General features: G+C 51.6%; 17 protein-coding genes. 1 reads left to right on the top strand and 16 read right to left on the bottom strand.

Features of this window, described 5'->3' with window-relative positions; all coding sequences use genetic code 11:
• Positions 1–320: 320 nt before the first annotated feature.
• The 16 genes from ACTHUM_RS03260 to truC form a co-directional block, all read right to left on the bottom strand.
• Positions 321–626, bottom strand: coding sequence for a chorismate mutase (locus ACTHUM_RS03260; RefSeq protein ID WP_004519132.1), 306 nt, complete (start codon positions 624–626; stop codon positions 321–323).
• Between the two features lie 76 nt (positions 627–702).
• The gene (gene nuoL, locus ACTHUM_RS03255) at positions 703–2,727 is read right to left on the bottom strand and encodes an NADH-quinone oxidoreductase subunit L (protein ID WP_070504145.1); all 2,025 of its coding nucleotides are present in this window, start codon (positions 2,725–2,727) and stop codon (positions 703–705) included.
• Between the two features lie 2 nt (positions 2,728–2,729).
• Positions 2,730–3,035 carry an NADH-quinone oxidoreductase subunit NuoK gene (nuoK, locus tag ACTHUM_RS03250; RefSeq protein ID WP_004519135.1) on the bottom strand — a complete coding sequence of 102 codons (306 nt, stop codon included), beginning with the start codon at positions 3,033–3,035 and terminating at the stop codon, positions 2,730–2,732.
• On the bottom strand, positions 3,032–3,703 hold the full coding sequence (locus tag ACTHUM_RS03245) for an NADH-quinone oxidoreductase subunit J (protein ID WP_004519136.1): 672 nt from the start codon (positions 3,701–3,703) through the stop codon (positions 3,032–3,034). Before ACTHUM_RS03245 ends, nuoK begins: the two co-directional genes overlap by 4 nt.
• A gap of 11 nt (positions 3,704–3,714) precedes the next feature.
• The gene (nuoI, locus tag ACTHUM_RS03240) at positions 3,715–4,194 is read right to left on the bottom strand and encodes an NADH-quinone oxidoreductase subunit NuoI (RefSeq protein WP_002218650.1); all 480 of its coding nucleotides are present in this window, start codon (positions 4,192–4,194) and stop codon (positions 3,715–3,717) included.
• Positions 4,195–4,274: 80 nt separating this feature from the next.
• The gene (nuoH, locus tag ACTHUM_RS03235) at positions 4,275–5,351 is read right to left on the bottom strand and encodes an NADH-quinone oxidoreductase subunit NuoH (protein WP_002216340.1); all 1,077 of its coding nucleotides are present in this window, start codon (positions 5,349–5,351) and stop codon (positions 4,275–4,277) included.
• A 2-nt stretch (positions 5,352–5,353) separates the two neighbouring features.
• Positions 5,354–7,615 carry an NADH-quinone oxidoreductase subunit NuoG gene (gene nuoG / locus ACTHUM_RS03230; RefSeq protein WP_150540565.1) on the bottom strand — a complete coding sequence of 754 codons (2,262 nt, stop codon included), beginning with the start codon at positions 7,613–7,615 and terminating at the stop codon, positions 5,354–5,356.
• Between the two features lie 58 nt (positions 7,616–7,673).
• The gene (nuoF, locus tag ACTHUM_RS03225; protein ID WP_003686543.1) at positions 7,674–8,969 is read right to left on the bottom strand and encodes an NADH-quinone oxidoreductase subunit NuoF; all 1,296 of its coding nucleotides are present in this window, start codon (positions 8,967–8,969) and stop codon (positions 7,674–7,676) included.
• Between the two features lie 57 nt (positions 8,970–9,026).
• Positions 9,027–9,500, bottom strand: a complete 474-nt coding sequence (gene nuoE, locus ACTHUM_RS03220) for an NADH-quinone oxidoreductase subunit NuoE (protein WP_004519138.1) — start codon at positions 9,498–9,500, stop codon at positions 9,027–9,029.
• Positions 9,500–10,756, bottom strand: a complete 1,257-nt coding sequence (nuoD, locus tag ACTHUM_RS03215; RefSeq protein ID WP_004519139.1) for an NADH dehydrogenase (quinone) subunit D — start codon at positions 10,754–10,756, stop codon at positions 9,500–9,502. The genes nuoE and nuoD overlap by 1 nt, the downstream gene beginning before the upstream one ends.
• Positions 10,746–11,339, bottom strand: a complete 594-nt coding sequence (locus ACTHUM_RS03210) for an NADH-quinone oxidoreductase subunit C (RefSeq protein WP_002216335.1) — start codon at positions 11,337–11,339, stop codon at positions 10,746–10,748. Before ACTHUM_RS03210 ends, nuoD begins: the two co-directional genes overlap by 11 nt.
• A 12-nt stretch (positions 11,340–11,351) precedes the next feature.
• Entirely contained in the window at positions 11,352–11,834 is a 483-nt protein-coding gene (locus ACTHUM_RS03205; protein ID WP_002215610.1) for a NuoB/complex I 20 kDa subunit family protein, read from the bottom strand.
• Positions 11,825–12,181 (bottom strand): NADH-quinone oxidoreductase subunit A, encoded by a 357-nt coding sequence (locus tag ACTHUM_RS03200; RefSeq protein WP_003686600.1) that lies wholly within the window; start codon positions 12,179–12,181, stop codon positions 11,825–11,827. Before ACTHUM_RS03200 ends, ACTHUM_RS03205 begins: the two co-directional genes overlap by 10 nt.
• A 325-nt stretch (positions 12,182–12,506) precedes the next feature.
• Positions 12,507–13,964: an oligopeptide:H+ symporter gene (locus ACTHUM_RS03195; RefSeq protein ID WP_004519140.1), complete on the bottom strand. Its 1,458-nt coding sequence runs from the start codon at positions 13,962–13,964 to the stop codon at positions 12,507–12,509.
• 199 nt (positions 13,965–14,163) lie between these two features.
• Positions 14,164–15,267 (bottom strand): peptide chain release factor 2, encoded by a 1,104-nt coding sequence (gene prfB / locus ACTHUM_RS03190; RefSeq protein ID WP_003681666.1) that lies wholly within the window; start codon positions 15,265–15,267, stop codon positions 14,164–14,166.
• A 97-nt stretch (positions 15,268–15,364) separates the two neighbouring features.
• On the bottom strand, positions 15,365–16,081 hold the full coding sequence (gene truC, locus ACTHUM_RS03185) for a tRNA pseudouridine(65) synthase TruC (protein ID WP_004519141.1): 717 nt from the start codon (positions 16,079–16,081) through the stop codon (positions 15,365–15,367).
• 140 nt (positions 16,082–16,221) lie between these two features.
• Here truC and ACTHUM_RS03180 point away from each other — a divergent pair, with 140 nt between their 5' ends.
• Positions 16,222–16,950, top strand: a complete 729-nt coding sequence (locus ACTHUM_RS03180; RefSeq protein ID WP_039861893.1) for a TIGR00730 family Rossman fold protein — start codon at positions 16,222–16,224, stop codon at positions 16,948–16,950.
• Positions 16,951–17,042: the final 92 nt, after the last annotated feature.

The raw sequence follows: 17,042 nt of genomic DNA, 5'->3' as shown, positions 1-17,042 counted from the left end.
CGCCAGCGGCGCACGGCTGTCTTTACCGGTCGCCAAAACCAGCACACCTGCGGCGATGGGTATCCATATTGCCAAGCTGAGTAGGTAGTTGGAAAACATAGTGGTTAACCTGTGGTTAAAATAAAAAATATAGTTGTATGGGTTGGTTTTCAGACACCATTTCAGGAGGCCGTCTGAAAAAGATTGTGTATTTTGTATATGGCAAAATCAAGAAAACGTATATCTACCGTCATTCTTTTATTCCATAACCGCCTAAAACCTTCTTTTCAGACGGCCTCTTCCATATTTTTCTTGCCAAAACCATTATCCGAAGATTTTGACTACGCTCCATCGGTACGGTTGGTGTCCATCTCAAGTTTAATGAACGCATCAATCATGCTGCGCCAAACTGCTTCTGCTACTTCGGGCGACAAACCGGCCTTTTCGGCATAAGCGCGGCACGAGGTAATCACTTGAGCCACCCGTTCAGGCGCGGAAACCGCCCGCACATCGTTTTTAGGTTTCAGACGACCAGCCTGCCGTACCAATTTCTGCCGGCGGGCGAGTAATTCGATTAATCCCTTGTCCAAACCATCAATGGCTTCGCGGACTTCGTCCAGGGTTTGCGGTAATTTGTCTTCAATCATTATTGTTGCTCAAATTTTCTTTTTTAGACGGCCCCTATACACACAAACTATAGACAGGCCGTCTGAAATCCCGCTTTTATCGGAACAATCCCCAGAAGGTCATGCCGAGCAGTACCAATACGCCGAATACCATAGCAGCGGCATAGGTATAGATGAAGCCGGTTTGGACTTTGCGTACCTGCGCGGCAATCGCGCCGACCAGTTTGGCAGAGCCGTTGACGATACCGTTGTCGATAATGGCGGTATCGCCGACTTTCCAGAAGAAAGTACCCAATGCGCGCGTGCCTTTGGCGAAAACATTGAAATACAGGGCGTCGAGGTAGTATTTGTTTTCAAACAAAACGTAAATCGGACGGAACACCTGTGCAATTTTCGCAGGCAGGTGCGGCAGTTTGACGTACAGGAGCCATGCGCTCAAGACACCTGCGATAGCGAGGTAGAGTACAGGCGAATGCAGGCTGTGCGACACCATTGCCAATGCGCCGTGGAACTCTTCCTTCATGATATGCATGGTCGGATGCGCGTCGGCATTAACAAAAATCACGTCTTTGAAGAAATCGCCGTAAAGCATAGGCTCGATGGCAACGTAGCCGATGATGACGGACGGAATGGCAAGCAAAATCAAAGGCAGGGTAACAACCAGCGGGCTTTCGTGCGGATTGTCGTTTTTGCCTAAGCCGTGATGTTCTTCTCCATGATGATCGTCATGATGTTCAGGCAGTCTGCGCCATTTCTCTTCGCCGTGGAACACCATAAAGTATTGGCGGAATGCGTAGAACGCAGTAACAAACACGCTGGCGAGGACGGCAAAATAGGCAAAGCCGCTGCCCGGCAGGGTGCTGTATTTCGCCGCTTCGATAATCGAATCTTTGGAATAGAAGCCGGAGAAGAACGGCGTACCAATCAGCGACAAGTTACCGATCAGCATGGTCAGCCAAGTAATCGGCATGTATTTTTTCAGGTTACCCATGTGGCGCATGTCTTGGTCATGGTGCATACCGATAATCGCGCTACCTGCGGCCAAGAACAATAAGGCTTTAAAGAAAGCGTGAGTCATCACATGGAACATCGCTACGGAATAGGCAGACGCGCCCAGAGCCACGGTCATGTAGCCCAGTTGCGACAGGGTGGAATACGCAACCACACGTTTGATGTCGTTTTGAATCACGCCCAAGAAACCCATAAACAGAGCAGTAATCGCACCGATTACCATGATGACAGACAGCGCAGTGCTGCTCATCTCATAAATAGGCGACATACGCGATACCATGAACAGACCGGCGGTAACCATGGTTGCGGCGTGAATCAATGCAGAAATCGGAGTCGGGCCTTCCATCGAATCAGGCAGCCAGACGTGCAGCGGGAATTGTGCCGATTTACCCATCGCACCGACAAACAACAGTAAACAGGTTACGGTAATCAAAGACCATTCCACACCGGGGAACAGTTGGATAGTGGCCGTCTGAACATTAGGCAGATAAGCGAATACATCTTGATAGCGCAGGCTGCCGCCGAAATAGGCAAGCACCAAGCCGATACCGAGCAAAAAGCCGAAGTCGCCGACACGGTTGATCAAAAAGGCTTTCAGGTTGGCAAATGTTGCGCTTGGACGTTTGAAATAGAAACCGATCAAGAGATACGACACCAAGCCCACAGACTCCCAGCCGAAGAAGAGCTGGATGAAGTTGTTGCTCATAATCAGCATCAACATGCTGAAAGTAAACAAAGAAATATAGCTGAAGAAGCGTTGGTAGCCGACTTTTTCGTCGTGCATATAACCGATGGTGTAGATATGCACCATCAACGACACGCCGGTTACTACGACCATCATCATCGCCGTCATCGTATCGACCAAGAAGCCGACGGAGAAATCCAAACCGCCCATTGTCAGCCAGGTATAGACGTTCTCGTCAAACTTGGCACGGCTACCATTGAGGAATCCCCACAGCACATAAGCCGACAGCACGGCAGACACCGCCACGCCGAGTATCGTAACCGTATGCGCGCCGGCACGTCCGATTTTGTTGCCGAACAAACCCGCAATCAGCGAGCCTGCCAACGGAACAAGGGCAATTATCAAATATAAAGTCATATCGTTCATGATTACCCTTTCAACTCATCCAAATCGGCAACGTTGATTGTTTGTCGGTTGCGGTACACCAATACCATAATCGCCAAACCGATGGCAGATTCGGCAGCGGCAACGGTCAGTACGAAGAATACGAAAATCTGTCCGGCAGTATCGCCCAAATATTGCGAGAAGGCGATAAAGTTGAAGTTCACCGCCAAAAGCATCAGCTCGATGGACATCAGCAATACCAGCACGTTTTTGCGGTTCATGAAGATACCCATTGCGCTGATACCGAACAGGAGCGCACCCAATACCAGATAATGCGTCAAGGTAATCATGCTTTGCCCTCCCCTTCCGGCTTAAGGCCGTCTGAAACTTCGCTTTCTTCGGCAGATTCGACTTGCGGTTTGACCGCTTCCATTTTCACCAGACGCATACGGCCTTGGTCGGCGCGTACTTTAACTTGGTCGGCAGGATCCATACGTTTCGGATTGGTGGTTTTACGGTGAACCAGCGCAATCGCGGCCACCATACCCAACAGCAGCAATACCGCCGCCAATTCAAACGGCAACAGGTAGTCAGTATAAATACGGCTGCCCAAATCACGGATATTGTTGTAATCGGCCGGAATGTCTTTCATTAGACCAAATGCGTCAAGGTCGGTTTTCGGGTTGACCAGAATCAGAATCAGCGCAACCGCCAACAATGTGCCGACCACACCGGCAACAGGCGCATGACGCCAGAAACCGGCGCGCATTTCTTCAATGTCGATGTTCAACATCATCACGACGAACAGGAACAACACCATCACGGCGCCGACGTAAACCACCACCAGCGTAACGCCCAAAAACTCAGCCTGCATCAGCATCCAAATCATCGCGCTCACGCAGAAGGTCAGCACCAGATGCAAAGCGGCGTGAACAGGGTTTTTAGCGGTAACGGTACGAACCGCACCGTACAAAACGATGGCGGCAAGAATATAGAACAGAATCGCGGAAAAAGTCATTCGTCTGCTCCTTAACGATACGGCGCGTCAGCGGCTTTGCGTTTGGCGATTTCAGCTTCGTATTTGTCGCCAATGGCCAAAAGAATCGGCTTGGTCATGTGCAAGTCGCCTTTTTTCTCGCCGTGGTATTCAAAAATATGGGTTTCCACAATCGCATCGGTCGGGCAAGCCTCTTCGCAGAAACCGCAGAAGATGCACTTGGTCAGGTCGATGTCGTAACGCTTGGTGCGGCGGGTGCCGTCTTCGCGTTCTTCCGATTCGATGTTAATCGCCATTGCCGGACAAACTGCCTCGCACAATTTACACGCAATACAGCGCTCTTCGCCGTTCGGATAACGGCGTTGCGCGTGCAGGCCGCGGAAACGCACGGATTGCGGCGTTTTCTCTTCTGGGAAATAAATTGTGTCTTTGCGGGCAAAAAAGTTTTTGAGCGTTACGCCCAAGCCTTTTACCAATTCGCCAAGCAGAAAGGTTTTTACTAAGTTAGCCATATTATGTTCCCTCAAAACAGGGATTTCGTTAGGTATTCAAAATCGCTTTGTTCAGACGGCCTCAAGATGCCGTCTGAAACTTATTTCCACAAATTCAGCGGTGAAATCATCCACACGCCCAAAATCACGATGTAGGCGAAGCCGATCGGAATCAGCACTTTCCAGCCCAAACGCATGATTTGGTCGTAACGGTAGCGTGGGAAAGTTGCACGGATCCACAGGTACCAGTACAGCACCGCCGCCATTTTCACGAACATCCAAAATGCGGAAGGCGTACCGATAAAGCCCCAGCTTTGCGGGAACGGAGACAACCAGCCGCCGAGGAACATCAGCGATGTCAGCGCGGCAATCAGAATCATGAAAATGTATTCGGCAAGGAAGAACAGCGCGAATGCGAAGCCGGAATATTCAACGTGGTGACCGGCAACGATTTCGGATTCGCCCTCTGCTACGTCAAACGGTGCGCGGTTGGTTTCGGCAACGGCGGAAATCAGATAGACGATGAAGATGGGGAAGAGCGGCAGCCAGTTCCAAGAGAATACCGAACCGCCGGCAATACCTTTGGCTTGCGCGGCAACGATATCGGAGAAGTTCATGCTGCCCGATACCATCACGACGCACACCAACGCGGCACTCATGGCAATCTCGTAGGAAATGCTTTGCGCGGAAGCACGCATTGCGCCCAAGAACGAATATTTGGAGTTGGAAGCCCAGCCCGCGATGATCACGCCGTAAACCGACAGCGAGGTAATCATCAGGATATACAAAAGGCCGATATTGATGTTGGTCAGCACCCATTCTTCGTTGAACGGAATCACTGCCCATGCCGCAAAAGACGGGGCTAGCGACATAATCGGACCAATATAGAACAGGGCTTTATTTGACAGCTTCGGACGGGTTACCTCTTTAAACAAGAGTTTGAACACGTCGGCAAACGGCTGAATCAGACCCCACGGGCCGGTTACGTTTGGGCCAACGCGAAGCTGCATAAAGCCGATGACTTTACGTTCGAAATACGTCAGGTAGGCAACGGTCAGAATCAGCGGAATCAGGATAATCACGATTTTGACGATGACGGATACCACCAAGCCTACGGTAATACCCAAATCGCCCAGACCGAGCGTTGCGGCAAAGAGGTTTTGGAACCATTCTTGCATGATCAAGCTCCCGCCAGTTCAATAGTGTCCATCAACGCACCCAGCGCGGCATTTTCGGTATGCAGCGGCAGATGCACCACGTTTTCAGGCAAACCGGCATCAGCTTTGACGGCAACCGATACGCTTGCGCCGTTTTGTTTGGCAACAACAGTTTGTCCGTCTTGCAGGCCCAAGCGTGCCAATGTGTTTGGATTTACACGCGCGGCAGGCACGGCGGCATGGCTGGTTTCTTGCAACGGTGCGGAACGGCGCACGATAGGATCAGTGTGATAAATACCGACGCCGCCGACACGGACGAGACGGTCTGAGGCCGTCTGAACGCCCTCCCCTGTCCATGTGCTGCAGTTATCCAGTTTGGACGGCAGACTTTCTGCATCCAGCGCATCTTTCAGAATCGCAGCGGTATCGTGATATTCAAAACCTTTCAGGTCAAACAGGTTGCCCAATACGCGCAACACTTTCCACATCGGACGCGAATCGCCGAAGCCTTGTACCACGCCGTGGAAAGATTGCAGACGGCCTTCCATATTGATGAAGCTGCCTGATGTTTCGGTAAACGGCGCAATCGGCAACAATACGTCGCACACGTCCAACAGCATTTCGCTGACAAACGGTGTAAACGCCATCACACTTTTCGCCTGTTTCAACGCGGCTACGGCTTTTGCGCCGTCCGCCGTATCGATTTCAGGCTCGACGTTGAGCAACAAGACTGCCTGTTTCGGCGCATTTGCCATTTCGGCAACGCTCTCGCCGGAGTTCACGCCCAAAACATCCGCACCAACGCTGTTGGCAGCTTGCGGCAAAATACCCAGCACTGCGCCGGTCGCGTCTGCCAGCTCTTGCGCGGCAGCATAAATGGCGGCGTAATCGGGATGGTTTTGCACTTCCGCACCCAAAATCACCGCTGCTTTTTCAGCATTTTTCAGGCTGGCGGTAACGGCGTGTTCCGCATTGGCAGACAGGTTTTTCAGACGGCCTGCCCACTCATCGGGATGTGCAGCTTCTTGAGACAGAAGCGGCATAAACAATTCTTCTTTACTGCTGGCCAATACGCTCAAGGCCATACGGTCTTTGGCGGCGCGGCGCAGGCGGGCGGTCAGGAGCGGCTGTTCTTTGCGCAAGTTCGCGCCGACTACCAATACGGCATCGTTGTCAGCCAAAGATTCAATGCTTTGTCCCAACCATTGCGCACCTTTAAGGCCGTCTGAAAGACGTTTGTCTTGTTGGCGCAAACGGGTGGCAAAGTTTTTAACACCCAAGCCGTCGGCAAGTTTTTTGGCCAGATACAGCTCTTCAACCGTATTCATCGGGTTCGCCCAAATGCCGACTTGGTTTTGGTTGCCGTCTTTGGCGATACATTCAATCGCGCTGCGGACATATTCCAACGCGGTTTTCCAATCCACGTCCATCCACTCGCCGCCCTGTTTGATTTTCGGGTTTTTCAGACGGCTTTCGTGATACAGGCCTTCGTAGGCGAAACGGTCGCGGTCAGACAGCCAGCATTCGTTGATGGCTTCGTTTTCCAGCGGCAACACGCGGCGGACGGTATGGTCTTTGGTTTGTACAATCAGATTGCTGCCCAAAGCGTCATGGGCGGAAACGGATTTGCGGCGGTTCAATTCCCAAGTACGCGCGTTGAAGCGGAACGGTTTGCTGGTCAATGCGCCGACAGGACACAAATCGATGACGTTGCCTGACAATTCGGTTTCCACTGCTTTGCCGATAAAAGGCATAATTTCGGAGTATTCGCCGCGGTTGGCCATAGCGATTTCTTGCACGCCGGCGATTTCTTCAGTGAAACGAACGCAACGGGTACAGTGGATACAACGGCTCATTTCCTCGGCGGAAACCAAAGGACCCATATCCTTGCCGACGACGGAACGTTTTTCTTCGGTATAACGGCTGGTGGTTTTGCCGTAGCCCATCGCCAAATCCTGCAACTGGCATTCGCCGCCTTGGTCGCAGGTCGGACAATCAAGCGGATGGTTGATGAGCAGGAACTCCATCACGCCTTCTTGCGCCTCTCGGGCTTTTGCCGAATGCGTACGCACAATCATGCCGTCTGTAACCGGCGTGGCACAGGCGGGCAGGGGTTTGGGGGCTTTTTCCACGTCCACCAAACACATACGGCAGTTGGCGGCGATGGAAAGTTTTTTGTGGTAACAGAAATGCGGGATATAAGTACCGAGCTTGTGCGCGGCTTCAATCACCGTCGCGCCCTGCTCCACAGATACCTGTTTGCCGTCGATTTCGATTTGTAACATGGTTCGTTCCTAGTTACGGGTATTTAATAAATAATTCTTTTAGAGGCCGTCTGAAAACTTAGCACCACTTATTCGGTTTCATCGGTCCGCCGTGTTCGATGTAATGCACAAACTCATCACGGAAATGCTTGGTAAAGCTGCGGACAGGGAAGACGGCGGCATCGGCAAGGGCGCAGATAGTGCGGCCTGCCATTTGGTTGCCGACGGAATCCAGCAAATCCAAGTCTTCCATGCGGCCTTTGCCTTCTACGATGCGGTGGACGATGCGGTAAAGCCAGCCAGTACCTTCACGACAAGGCGTACATTGGCCGCAAGACTCGTCGTAGTAGAAGTAGCTCAGGCGTTCAAGGGCTTTCACCATGCACACGTCTTCGTCCATGACGATAATCGCGCCGGAACCCAACATCGAGCCTGCTTTGGAAATCGAGTCATAGTCCATATTGGTCTGCATCATGATATCGGCAGGCAACACGGGCGCGGACGAACCGCCGGGAATGACGGCTTTAAGTTTTTTACCGCCGCGCATACCGCCCGCCATTTTCAGGACTTCGGCAAACGGCGTGCCCAACGGCACTTCATAGTTGCCTGGACGCTCGACATGACCGGAAATACAGAACAATTTGGTACCGCCTGCATTCGGAATACCTTTATCGGCAAATGCCTGTCCGCCGTCACGGATAATGAAGGGGACGGAGGAGAACGTTTCGGTATTGTTGATGGTAGTCGGTTTGCCGTACAGGCCGAACGAAGCAGGGAATGGTGGTTTAAAGCGAGGCTGGCCTTTTTTGCCTTCCAGCGATTCGAGCAATGCGGTTTCTTCGCCGCAAATATATGCGCCGTAGCCGTGGTGGGCGAAGAGTTCAAATTCAAAATCCGAACCCAAAATATTTTTACCCAAAAAGCCTGCGGCACGCGCCTGCTCCAAAGCGGCTTCAAAACGTTGGTAGCCTTCGAAAATTTCGCCGTGGATGTAGTTGTAGCCGGCTTTCGCACCCATCGCGTAACCGGCGATAATCATGCCTTCAATCAGGGCATGAGGATTGAACATGATGATGTCGCGGTCTTTAAATGTACCCGGCTCGCCTTCGTCGGTGTTACAAACCACATATTTTTCGCCCGGGAAGGAACGGGGCATAAAGCTCCATTTTAAACCGGTCGGGAAGCCCGCACCGCCACGACCGCGCAAGCCAGAGGTTTTGACTTCGTCAATCACATCGGTTTGCGAGATGTTTTCGGACAGGATTTTACGCAGGGCGGTATAACCGCCACGTTTGACGTATTCGTCCAATGTCCAGCAATCGGGATTGGCGGTATCCACTTGGTCAAAAATCACGCCTGATTGGTAAATAGCCATTTTTGGTGTGCCTGTTCGTTTTCGTATCGGTTGCAGCCGTTGTTTTCAGACGGCCTTTTATTTCAGTTCGGCAAGTTTCTTGTCAATCGCTTCTGCGGTCATAAAGCTGCACATGCTGTGGTTGTTGACCAGCATGACCGGAGCGTCGCCACATGCGCCCATGCATTCGCCTTCGACAAGGGTAAATTTGCCGTCGGGCGTGGTTTCGCCGTAGCCGATACCGAGTTTTTGTTTGAGGTATTCGCCGGTTGCCATACCGCCGCGCAGGGCGCAGGGCAGGTTGGTACAAACGGTCAGTTTGTATTTGCCGACAGGCTCAAGGTCGTACATATTGTAGAAAGTAGCGACTTCGTAGGCTTGTGCAGGCGAGATGCCGATATAGTCTGCGACAAAAGCGATGGTCTCAGGAGCAAGCCAGCCTTTTTCGGTTTGGGCAATACGCAATGCGCCCATGATGGCGGAGCGACGTTGGTCGGCAGGATATTTTGCCAACTCGATGTCAATTTGTTTTAAAGATTCTGCGGATAACATTATCGGTCAACCTCCCCGAATACGATGTCCTGCGTACCGATGATGGCAACAACGTCGGCCAGCATGTGGCCTTTTGCCATTTCGTCCATGCCTTGCAGGTGGGCGAAGCCGGGTGCGCGGATTTTCAGGCGGTAGGGTTTGTTTGCGCCGTCTGAAATGATGTAAACGCCGAACTCGCCTTTCGGATGTTCGACAGCGGTGTAGGTCTCGCCCTCGGGAACGTGCATACCCTCGGTAAAGAGTTTGAAATGGTGAATCAGGTCTTCTATACCTGTTTTCATTTCGGTACGTTTGGGCGGAGCGAATTTGTGGTTTGTGGTAATGACCGGACCCGGATTGACACGCAACCACTCGGAACATTGTTTGATGATGCGTACGGATTGACGCATTTCTTCCATACGGCAGAGGTAACGGTCGTAGCAGTCGCCGTTGACGCCGACGGGGATGTCGAAATCCATTTTGTCGTACACTTCGTAAGGTTGTGTCTTACGCACGTCCCATTCCACGCCGGAACCGCGCAACATAACGCCGGTAAAGCCTTTTTGCATGGCGCGCTCAGGAGTGACAACACCGATGCCGACGGTACGCTGTTTCCAAATACGGTTGTCGGTCAGGAGGGTTTCGAGTGTGTCGATGTTTTTCGGGAAACGCTCGCAGAAGGCGTCGATAAAGTCGAGCATGGTACCTTCGCGGGATTCGTTGAGCTGCTTCAATACTTTGGCGTTGCGGAATTTGCTGCTCTCGTATTTAGGCATGAAGTCGGGCAGGTCGCGGTAAACGCCGCCGGGACGGAAGTAGGCCGCGTGCATACGCGCGCCGGAAACGGCTTCGTACAAGTCCATCAGCTCTTCGCGGTCGCGGAAGGCGTAAAGAATGGCGGTCATCGCGCCGATGTCGAAAGCGTGCGAACCGATGCCCATTAAGTGATTGAGGATGCGCGTTACTTCGGCAAACATCACGCGAATATACTGGGCGCGGATAGGTACATCGATACCGGCAAGTTTTTCTACCGCCAAGCAATACGCCTGCTCGTTGACCATCATGGAAACGTAGTCCAAACGGTCCATATAGGGCAGGGCTTGCAGATAGGTTTTGGTTTCAGCCAGTTTTTCAGTACCGCGGTGCAGGAGGCCGATGTGCGGATCGGCACGGACGATGGTTTCGCCCTCCAACTCCAAAATCATACGCAATACGCCGTGCGCCGCAGGGTGTTGCGGGCCGAAGTTGATGGTGTAGTTTCTTAATTTATTGGCCACCGTAGTTCTCCTCACGGACGATACGCGGCGTGATCTCGCGCGGCTCAATGGTAACAGGTTGGTAAATCACGCGTTTTTGCTCTTCATCGTAACGCATTTCCACATAGCCGGAAATCGGGAAGTCTTTGCGGAACGGATGTCCGACAAAACCGTAATCGGTCAGGATGCGGCGCAAGTCCGGGTGGTTGTTGAACATGATGCCGTACATATCGAAGGCTTCGCGTTCGTACCAATCCGCGCTGTTGTAAATATCGACGACGGATTCGACTACTGGGAAGTCGTCGTCTGAAACCCAGACGCGTACGCGGATGCGTTGATTGTTTTTAACGGAAAGCAGCTGACTGACGACGGCAAAGCGTTTGCCCTGCCATACTTCGTTTTTGTAAGTGCTGTAATCGACACCGCACAAGTCAACCAGAAGCTCGAAATGCAGCTCTTCATGGTCGCGCAATGCGGTCATGACTGAAATATAGTGTTCGGGCAGACACTCGACGGTAATCTCGCCCAAAGCTGAAATGACTTTGCTTGCCTGATCGCCAAGCACGCCGACGACGGTCTCGTATAAGTTTTGAATGCTTGCCATATCGTCCTCTCCTTACTCGTCACGCGCAATGGTGGAAGTGCGCTTGATTTTTTGTTGGAGCTGAATCAGGCCGTAAATCAGGGCTTCCGCAGTCGGCGGACAACCCGGCACATAAACGTCTACCGGCACGACGCGGTCGGCACCGCGCACAACGGAATAAGAATAGTGGTAATAGCCGCCGCCGTTGGCACACGAGCCCATAGACAATACCCAGCGCGGCTCGGCGAGCTGGTCATACACGCGGCGCAGTGCAGGTGCCATTTTGTTGGTCAACGTACCTGCCACAATCATCAGGTCGGCCTGACGTGGGGACGGACGGAAAATGATGCCGAAACGGTCAAGGTCATAACGCGCCATACCCGCATGCATCATTTCCACGGCGCAGCAGGCCAAGCCGAAAGTAACCGGCCACAATGAACCGGTACGCATATAGTTCAACACCGTATCCGCGCTGGTGGTGATGAAACCTTTTTTCAAAACGCCTTCTATTCCCATTCCAGCGCACCTTTTTTCCATTCGTAAATAAAGCCTACCGTCAGAACGACGATAAACACTAGCATAGACCAAAAGCCGTACGCGCCCAAATCTTTGAACACAACTGCCCATGGCAACATGAACGCGACCTCCAAATCAAACAGGATGAAGAGGATGGCGACGAGGTAATAGCGCACGTCGAACTTCATCCTTGCGTTCTCAAAGGCTTCAAAACCGCATTCGTAAGCCGCGTCTTTTTCGGCATAGTGACGTTTCGGGCCTAAAATTGTGCCGAGCAAAATAAACAGCACGCCGGCCGCAAGGCCGACGAGGATGAATACGAGGACGGGAAAGTAACTGGCCAACATGGTCGTACCTAACTGGTTGACAGACAAATCTTAAAAATAGATTACCATTTTATCGAATTTCAAAAGCCATTTAAAGGTAAATATCAGCAAATCAGCAAAAAAACCTCAATAAATTCAATAAAGTTATGAGAACAATTCTTATTTGTATTTAATATTTCCAAATTTTAATTTCGGTTTAATTATGTATCATTTAATTTAAATTTTCCGCCTATTCAATTTATGCCCCGAATCCTCCCTCTTTCCGATTCCCAATAAAACATGAGGCCGTCTGAAATAGATTATTTTCAGACGGCCTGCGTACATCACATCCATTTAAATGGAAAAATCAATCGACACCTTTGAGCATGCGGTTCAATACCGGGGCGAGTACCAACAGGATACCGCAGGTTACCGCGCCGATGGTGGCCAGCATCCAGTAGAAATCCAATGGCGACTGAGCATTGTAGTAGTCTTTAAACAACACTCCGCCCAAGGTAAAGCCGATGGACAATGCCAAGAAATTCAAAGCAACCATTTGTGTTTTGAACATGCTCGGTGCGATTTTGGTAGAAAACGACAGCGAAATCGGCGACAGCATCAGCTCGCCTATCGTAATCGCCAGCAACACCAGCATAAACACGATAATCGGCATCGGGGTTCCGGATGAAATATACGGAATAAAACTCAAATAAGAGACGCCGGTTACCAACATGGCCAGTGCAAACTTCAACGGCGTTTTAGGTTGGCGTTTGCCCATTTTCGTCCACACCGCCGCCATCACGCCGGAAAAGAGGACCACCCACATGGCCTGTATCGAATCTTTCCATGAAACAGGCACGGTAAAGCCGAAGAAAGTACGGTCCACCGTTTCGTCAAAATAAACCGTTGCAACGGTGTACACCTGAAACCAAACCGCCCAGAACATACAAATGGTCAAAAACAGCGGAATATAGGCCACAATATAGCGTTTATTGGCCGCTTCAACCTGGCTGCTGCCCAGCAGGCGTGCAAAATAAGCGATAACGGTAATAATGACCACGCCTAAAAGCCAGCGTGAAAAGTTCTCAAGATTGAGCGCGCCGGAAGCAATCACGCTGCTCAACACCAAAACCAGCAACACACCGACAGCTATTGCAGTCTGTACCTTTTCAGGGCGCAACGGATTGGGAGCCGGCGTATGCGGCAGGTTTTTACGGCCGCGCGAATACCACAGCAGGCCAAATGCCATACCGACGGCCGCCGCGGCGAAACCGTAATGGAATCCCATTCTGTCTTGCAAAATACCGGTCAACAAAGGGCCTAAGAAACCGCCGATATTGATGGAAATATAGAAAATAGAGAAACCGGCATCGCGCAATTCGCGCAGGTCGTCCCGTTCATACAAAGAGCCGACCATCGAACCGGCAGACGATTTCACGCCGCCGCTGCCCAGCGCGATAAACACCAAGCCCAGCAGCAATCCCATCAAACCCGGCACAATCGCCAATAAAATATGGCCGGTCATCACGACGATGCCGGCGATAAACAGGGTACGCTCCGCGCCCCAAATGCGGTCGGCCAACCATGCGCCGAGAATCGTGGACAGGTAAACGCTGCCGCCGTACGCGCCGACAATGCCACCGGCCAAGGCTTTATCCATACCCAAACCGCCTTGATTCGCGGCGTAATATAGATAAATCAGCAGGATGCCCTGCATACCGTAGAAGGAAAAACGCTCCCACAGCTCAATATGGAATAGGGTGGATAATTGCAAAGGATGGCCGAAGAAAGTTTTCTCGGCAGAAGACAGCTTTTGACCGGACATTTAATAAGTTCTCCTAATATATCGGACAGGATCAGGCTTCAGACGGCCTATTGCACCTACCAATCATTTTTATAGAAACTATATATTACCGCCAATCTTTGCATTTGCAAAACATGTTTTAATATTTGCAAAATAATGTTTCTTTCAAACTGAAAAATGCCGTCTGAAATCTTTCAGACGGCATTTTATGTTTTACGGTTTATACGCCTTGTTTCAGGCTGGCTTCGATGAAGCCGTCCAAGTCGCCGTCCAATACGGCTTTGGTGTTGCCGACTTCGTAGCCTGTACGCAAGTCTTTGATGCGTGAGGAGTCCAAAACGTATGATCGGATTTGGCTGCCCCAACCCACATCGGATTTGCCTTCTTCCAACGCCTGTTTCTCTTCGTTGCGTTTGCGCATTTCCAATTCGTACAGTTTGGATTTCAACATTTCCATCGCAGCAGCTTTGTTGGCGTGTTGCGAGCGGTCGTTTTGACATTGCACTACAATCCCTGTCGGCTCGTGGGTAATACGCACGGCGGAGTCGGTTTTGTTAATGTGCTGACCGCCGGCACCCGATGCGCGGTAAGTGTCGATGCGCAAATCGGCAGGGTTGATTTCGATTTCGATGGAATCGTCGATTTCGGGGTAAACAAACACGGATGAAAAAGACGTATGGCGTTTGTTGTTGGAGTCAAACGGTGAGTAACGAACCAAGCGGTGAACGCCGGTTTCGGTACGCAGTAGGCCGTAGGCGTATTCGCCTTCCACGCGGATGGTGGCGCGGTTGATGCCTGCGATTTCGCCGTCGTCTTCTTCAAGGATTTCGATTTTGAAGCCTTTGCGCTCGGCGTAGCGGCTGTACATGCGGAACAGCATGCCCGCCCAGTCTTCGGCTTCAGTACCGCCTGCGCCTGCGGTGATGTCGATAAAGCAGTTGTTCGGGTCGGCAGGCTGGTTGAACATTCGTTTGAATTCGAGGTCGGCCATTTGTTTTTCCAAACCGGCCACATCTTCCTGTACGGCGGCGAAACCTTCTTCGTCATTTTCTTCGACGGCCATTTCAATCAGCATGCGGTTGTCTTCGATGCCTGTGGCGATGTTGTCGAGGGTTACCACGATGCCTTCGAGGATCTTGCGCTCTTTGCCGATTTCTTGGGCGCGTTTGGGGTCGTTCCAAAGTTCCGGATCTTCGGAGAGGCCGACGACTTCTTCAAGGCGGTCTTTTTTGCCTTGATAGTCCATATAGACGCGGATGTCTTCGCTGCGCTTCTCCAAGTCGTTTAGGGTGTTGTTAAGCTGGTTGATTACTTCGGCTTCCATGATTCTTGTGTTCTTTCAAAATTTTAGGGGCGTATTGTAAGGGATTTGCCTGTTTTTTTCCATGACCGGGCCGTCTGAAAATGTACGGTTCGGGTTTTCAGACGGCCTCGGTTTTAAATTTTTCCATCCAAAGCTGCCAGTCGTTGTCTATCGGCGCTTGTACGGTCATCCGACTACCGTCTTCTATGCTTTGAAAACTGAGGCTCTGCGCGTGCAACATTAAGCGTTGCGTGCCGATATGTTCGGCAACGGCATGGTTTTGGCGCAAATCGCCGTAGTTGGTGTCGCCGACGATGGGGTGGAAAATGTGTTTCATATGGCGGCGGAGTTGGTGTTTGCGGCCGGTGTGCGGCGTGAGTTCGGCCCACGAATAACGCGAAGTCGGATAACGCAGGGCGGATTGGAACGGCAACTCGGTTTGTGCCAGACAACGGTAGGTGGTTTGCGCTTCCTGCAATGTGGCTTCGGTCTGCGCTTCGGCGATTTTGTCGGGCATATATTTGAGGGCGTAATCAATCAGGCCGTCTGAAGGTAGATGACCGCGAACAATCGCCCAATAGGTTTTTTCGATGGTTTTGTTTTCAAACTGCTGCGTCAGTAACCGTGCGGCTTCCGTATCGAGGGCAAACAGCAAGACGCCGGAAGTCGGGCGGTCGAGGCGGTGGACGGGATAGACGTGCTGCCCGATTTGGTCGCGCAGGGTTTGCACGGCAAAACGGGTTTCGTGTTTGTCTAACCAGCTTCGGTGCACCAGCATTCCGGCAGGTTTGTTGACGGCAACGGTGCGGCTGTCGCGGTGGATAATATCGAGCATGGCGGAGCAGTTGAATAAAAGCAGATATTGTAACGGGCTTTTGAAGATGTGGCAGGCACACTTGCCGCCGAAACCCAACTTTCAGACGGCCCGCCTCTTTCGGGTTACAATACTGCACATAAAAACACGAAGGAAAAGCTGTGAGCCTGCTCAAAAAACTGCCCAAACCCATGCTGCCCGACGAAACACGCCGCGATATTCAGGCGCGCGAGTCGTATCATGTATTGAAGATTATTTCCGAATTTGTCGAAGCCGGCGAAGAATTGCGCGCCATTCAGCCAGCCGTCAGCATTTACGGCAGCGCGCGCACGCCCGAAAACCATCCCGACTACGCGTTCACATTGCGCTTGGCGCGCAAACTGTCGGATGCCGGATTCTCCGTCATTTCCGGCGGCGGTCCGGGCATTATGGAAGCGGCCAACAAAGGCGCGTTTGCAGGCGCAAGTCCGGCGGTGGGGCTGAATATCGTGTTGCCGCACGAACAAAAAGCCAATCCGTATCAGGATTTGTCTATTAAATTCCAACACTTCTTCCCGCGCAAAGTCATGTTCGTCAAACACGCCGTGGCGTATGTCGTCATGCCCGGCGGTTTCGGCACATTGGACGAATTGTTTGAAAGCCTGACTTTGGTGCAAACCGGCAAAACGCCCGACCGCCCGATTATCTTAGTGGGCAAAGCATTTTGGGCAGGGCTGTTGGACTGGATACGCGAGCAGTTGCTGGGCAGAAACCTGATTTTGGAAGAGGATTTGAACTTGATCCGCACCATCGACGACGAAGACGAAATCATCGAAGAAATCTTCGCCCATTACGAAAACCGCTTGGAAGACTTGTTCGAACACCAAAATGCTTGGTCGCTGGGACTGTAAACAACTAAGGTTTCAACTGAAAAAAGGCGGTTATCCCACCTGCCCTTTGCTTCATTAATAAAGGCCGTCTGAAAATGTTTTCAGACGGCCTT

The sequence above is a fragment of the Neisseria sp. P0021.S006 genome, assembly GCF_051956895.1.
Note: the sequence above shows the minus strand (reverse complement) of the source record. Positions and strands in the feature narration are given on the sequence as shown.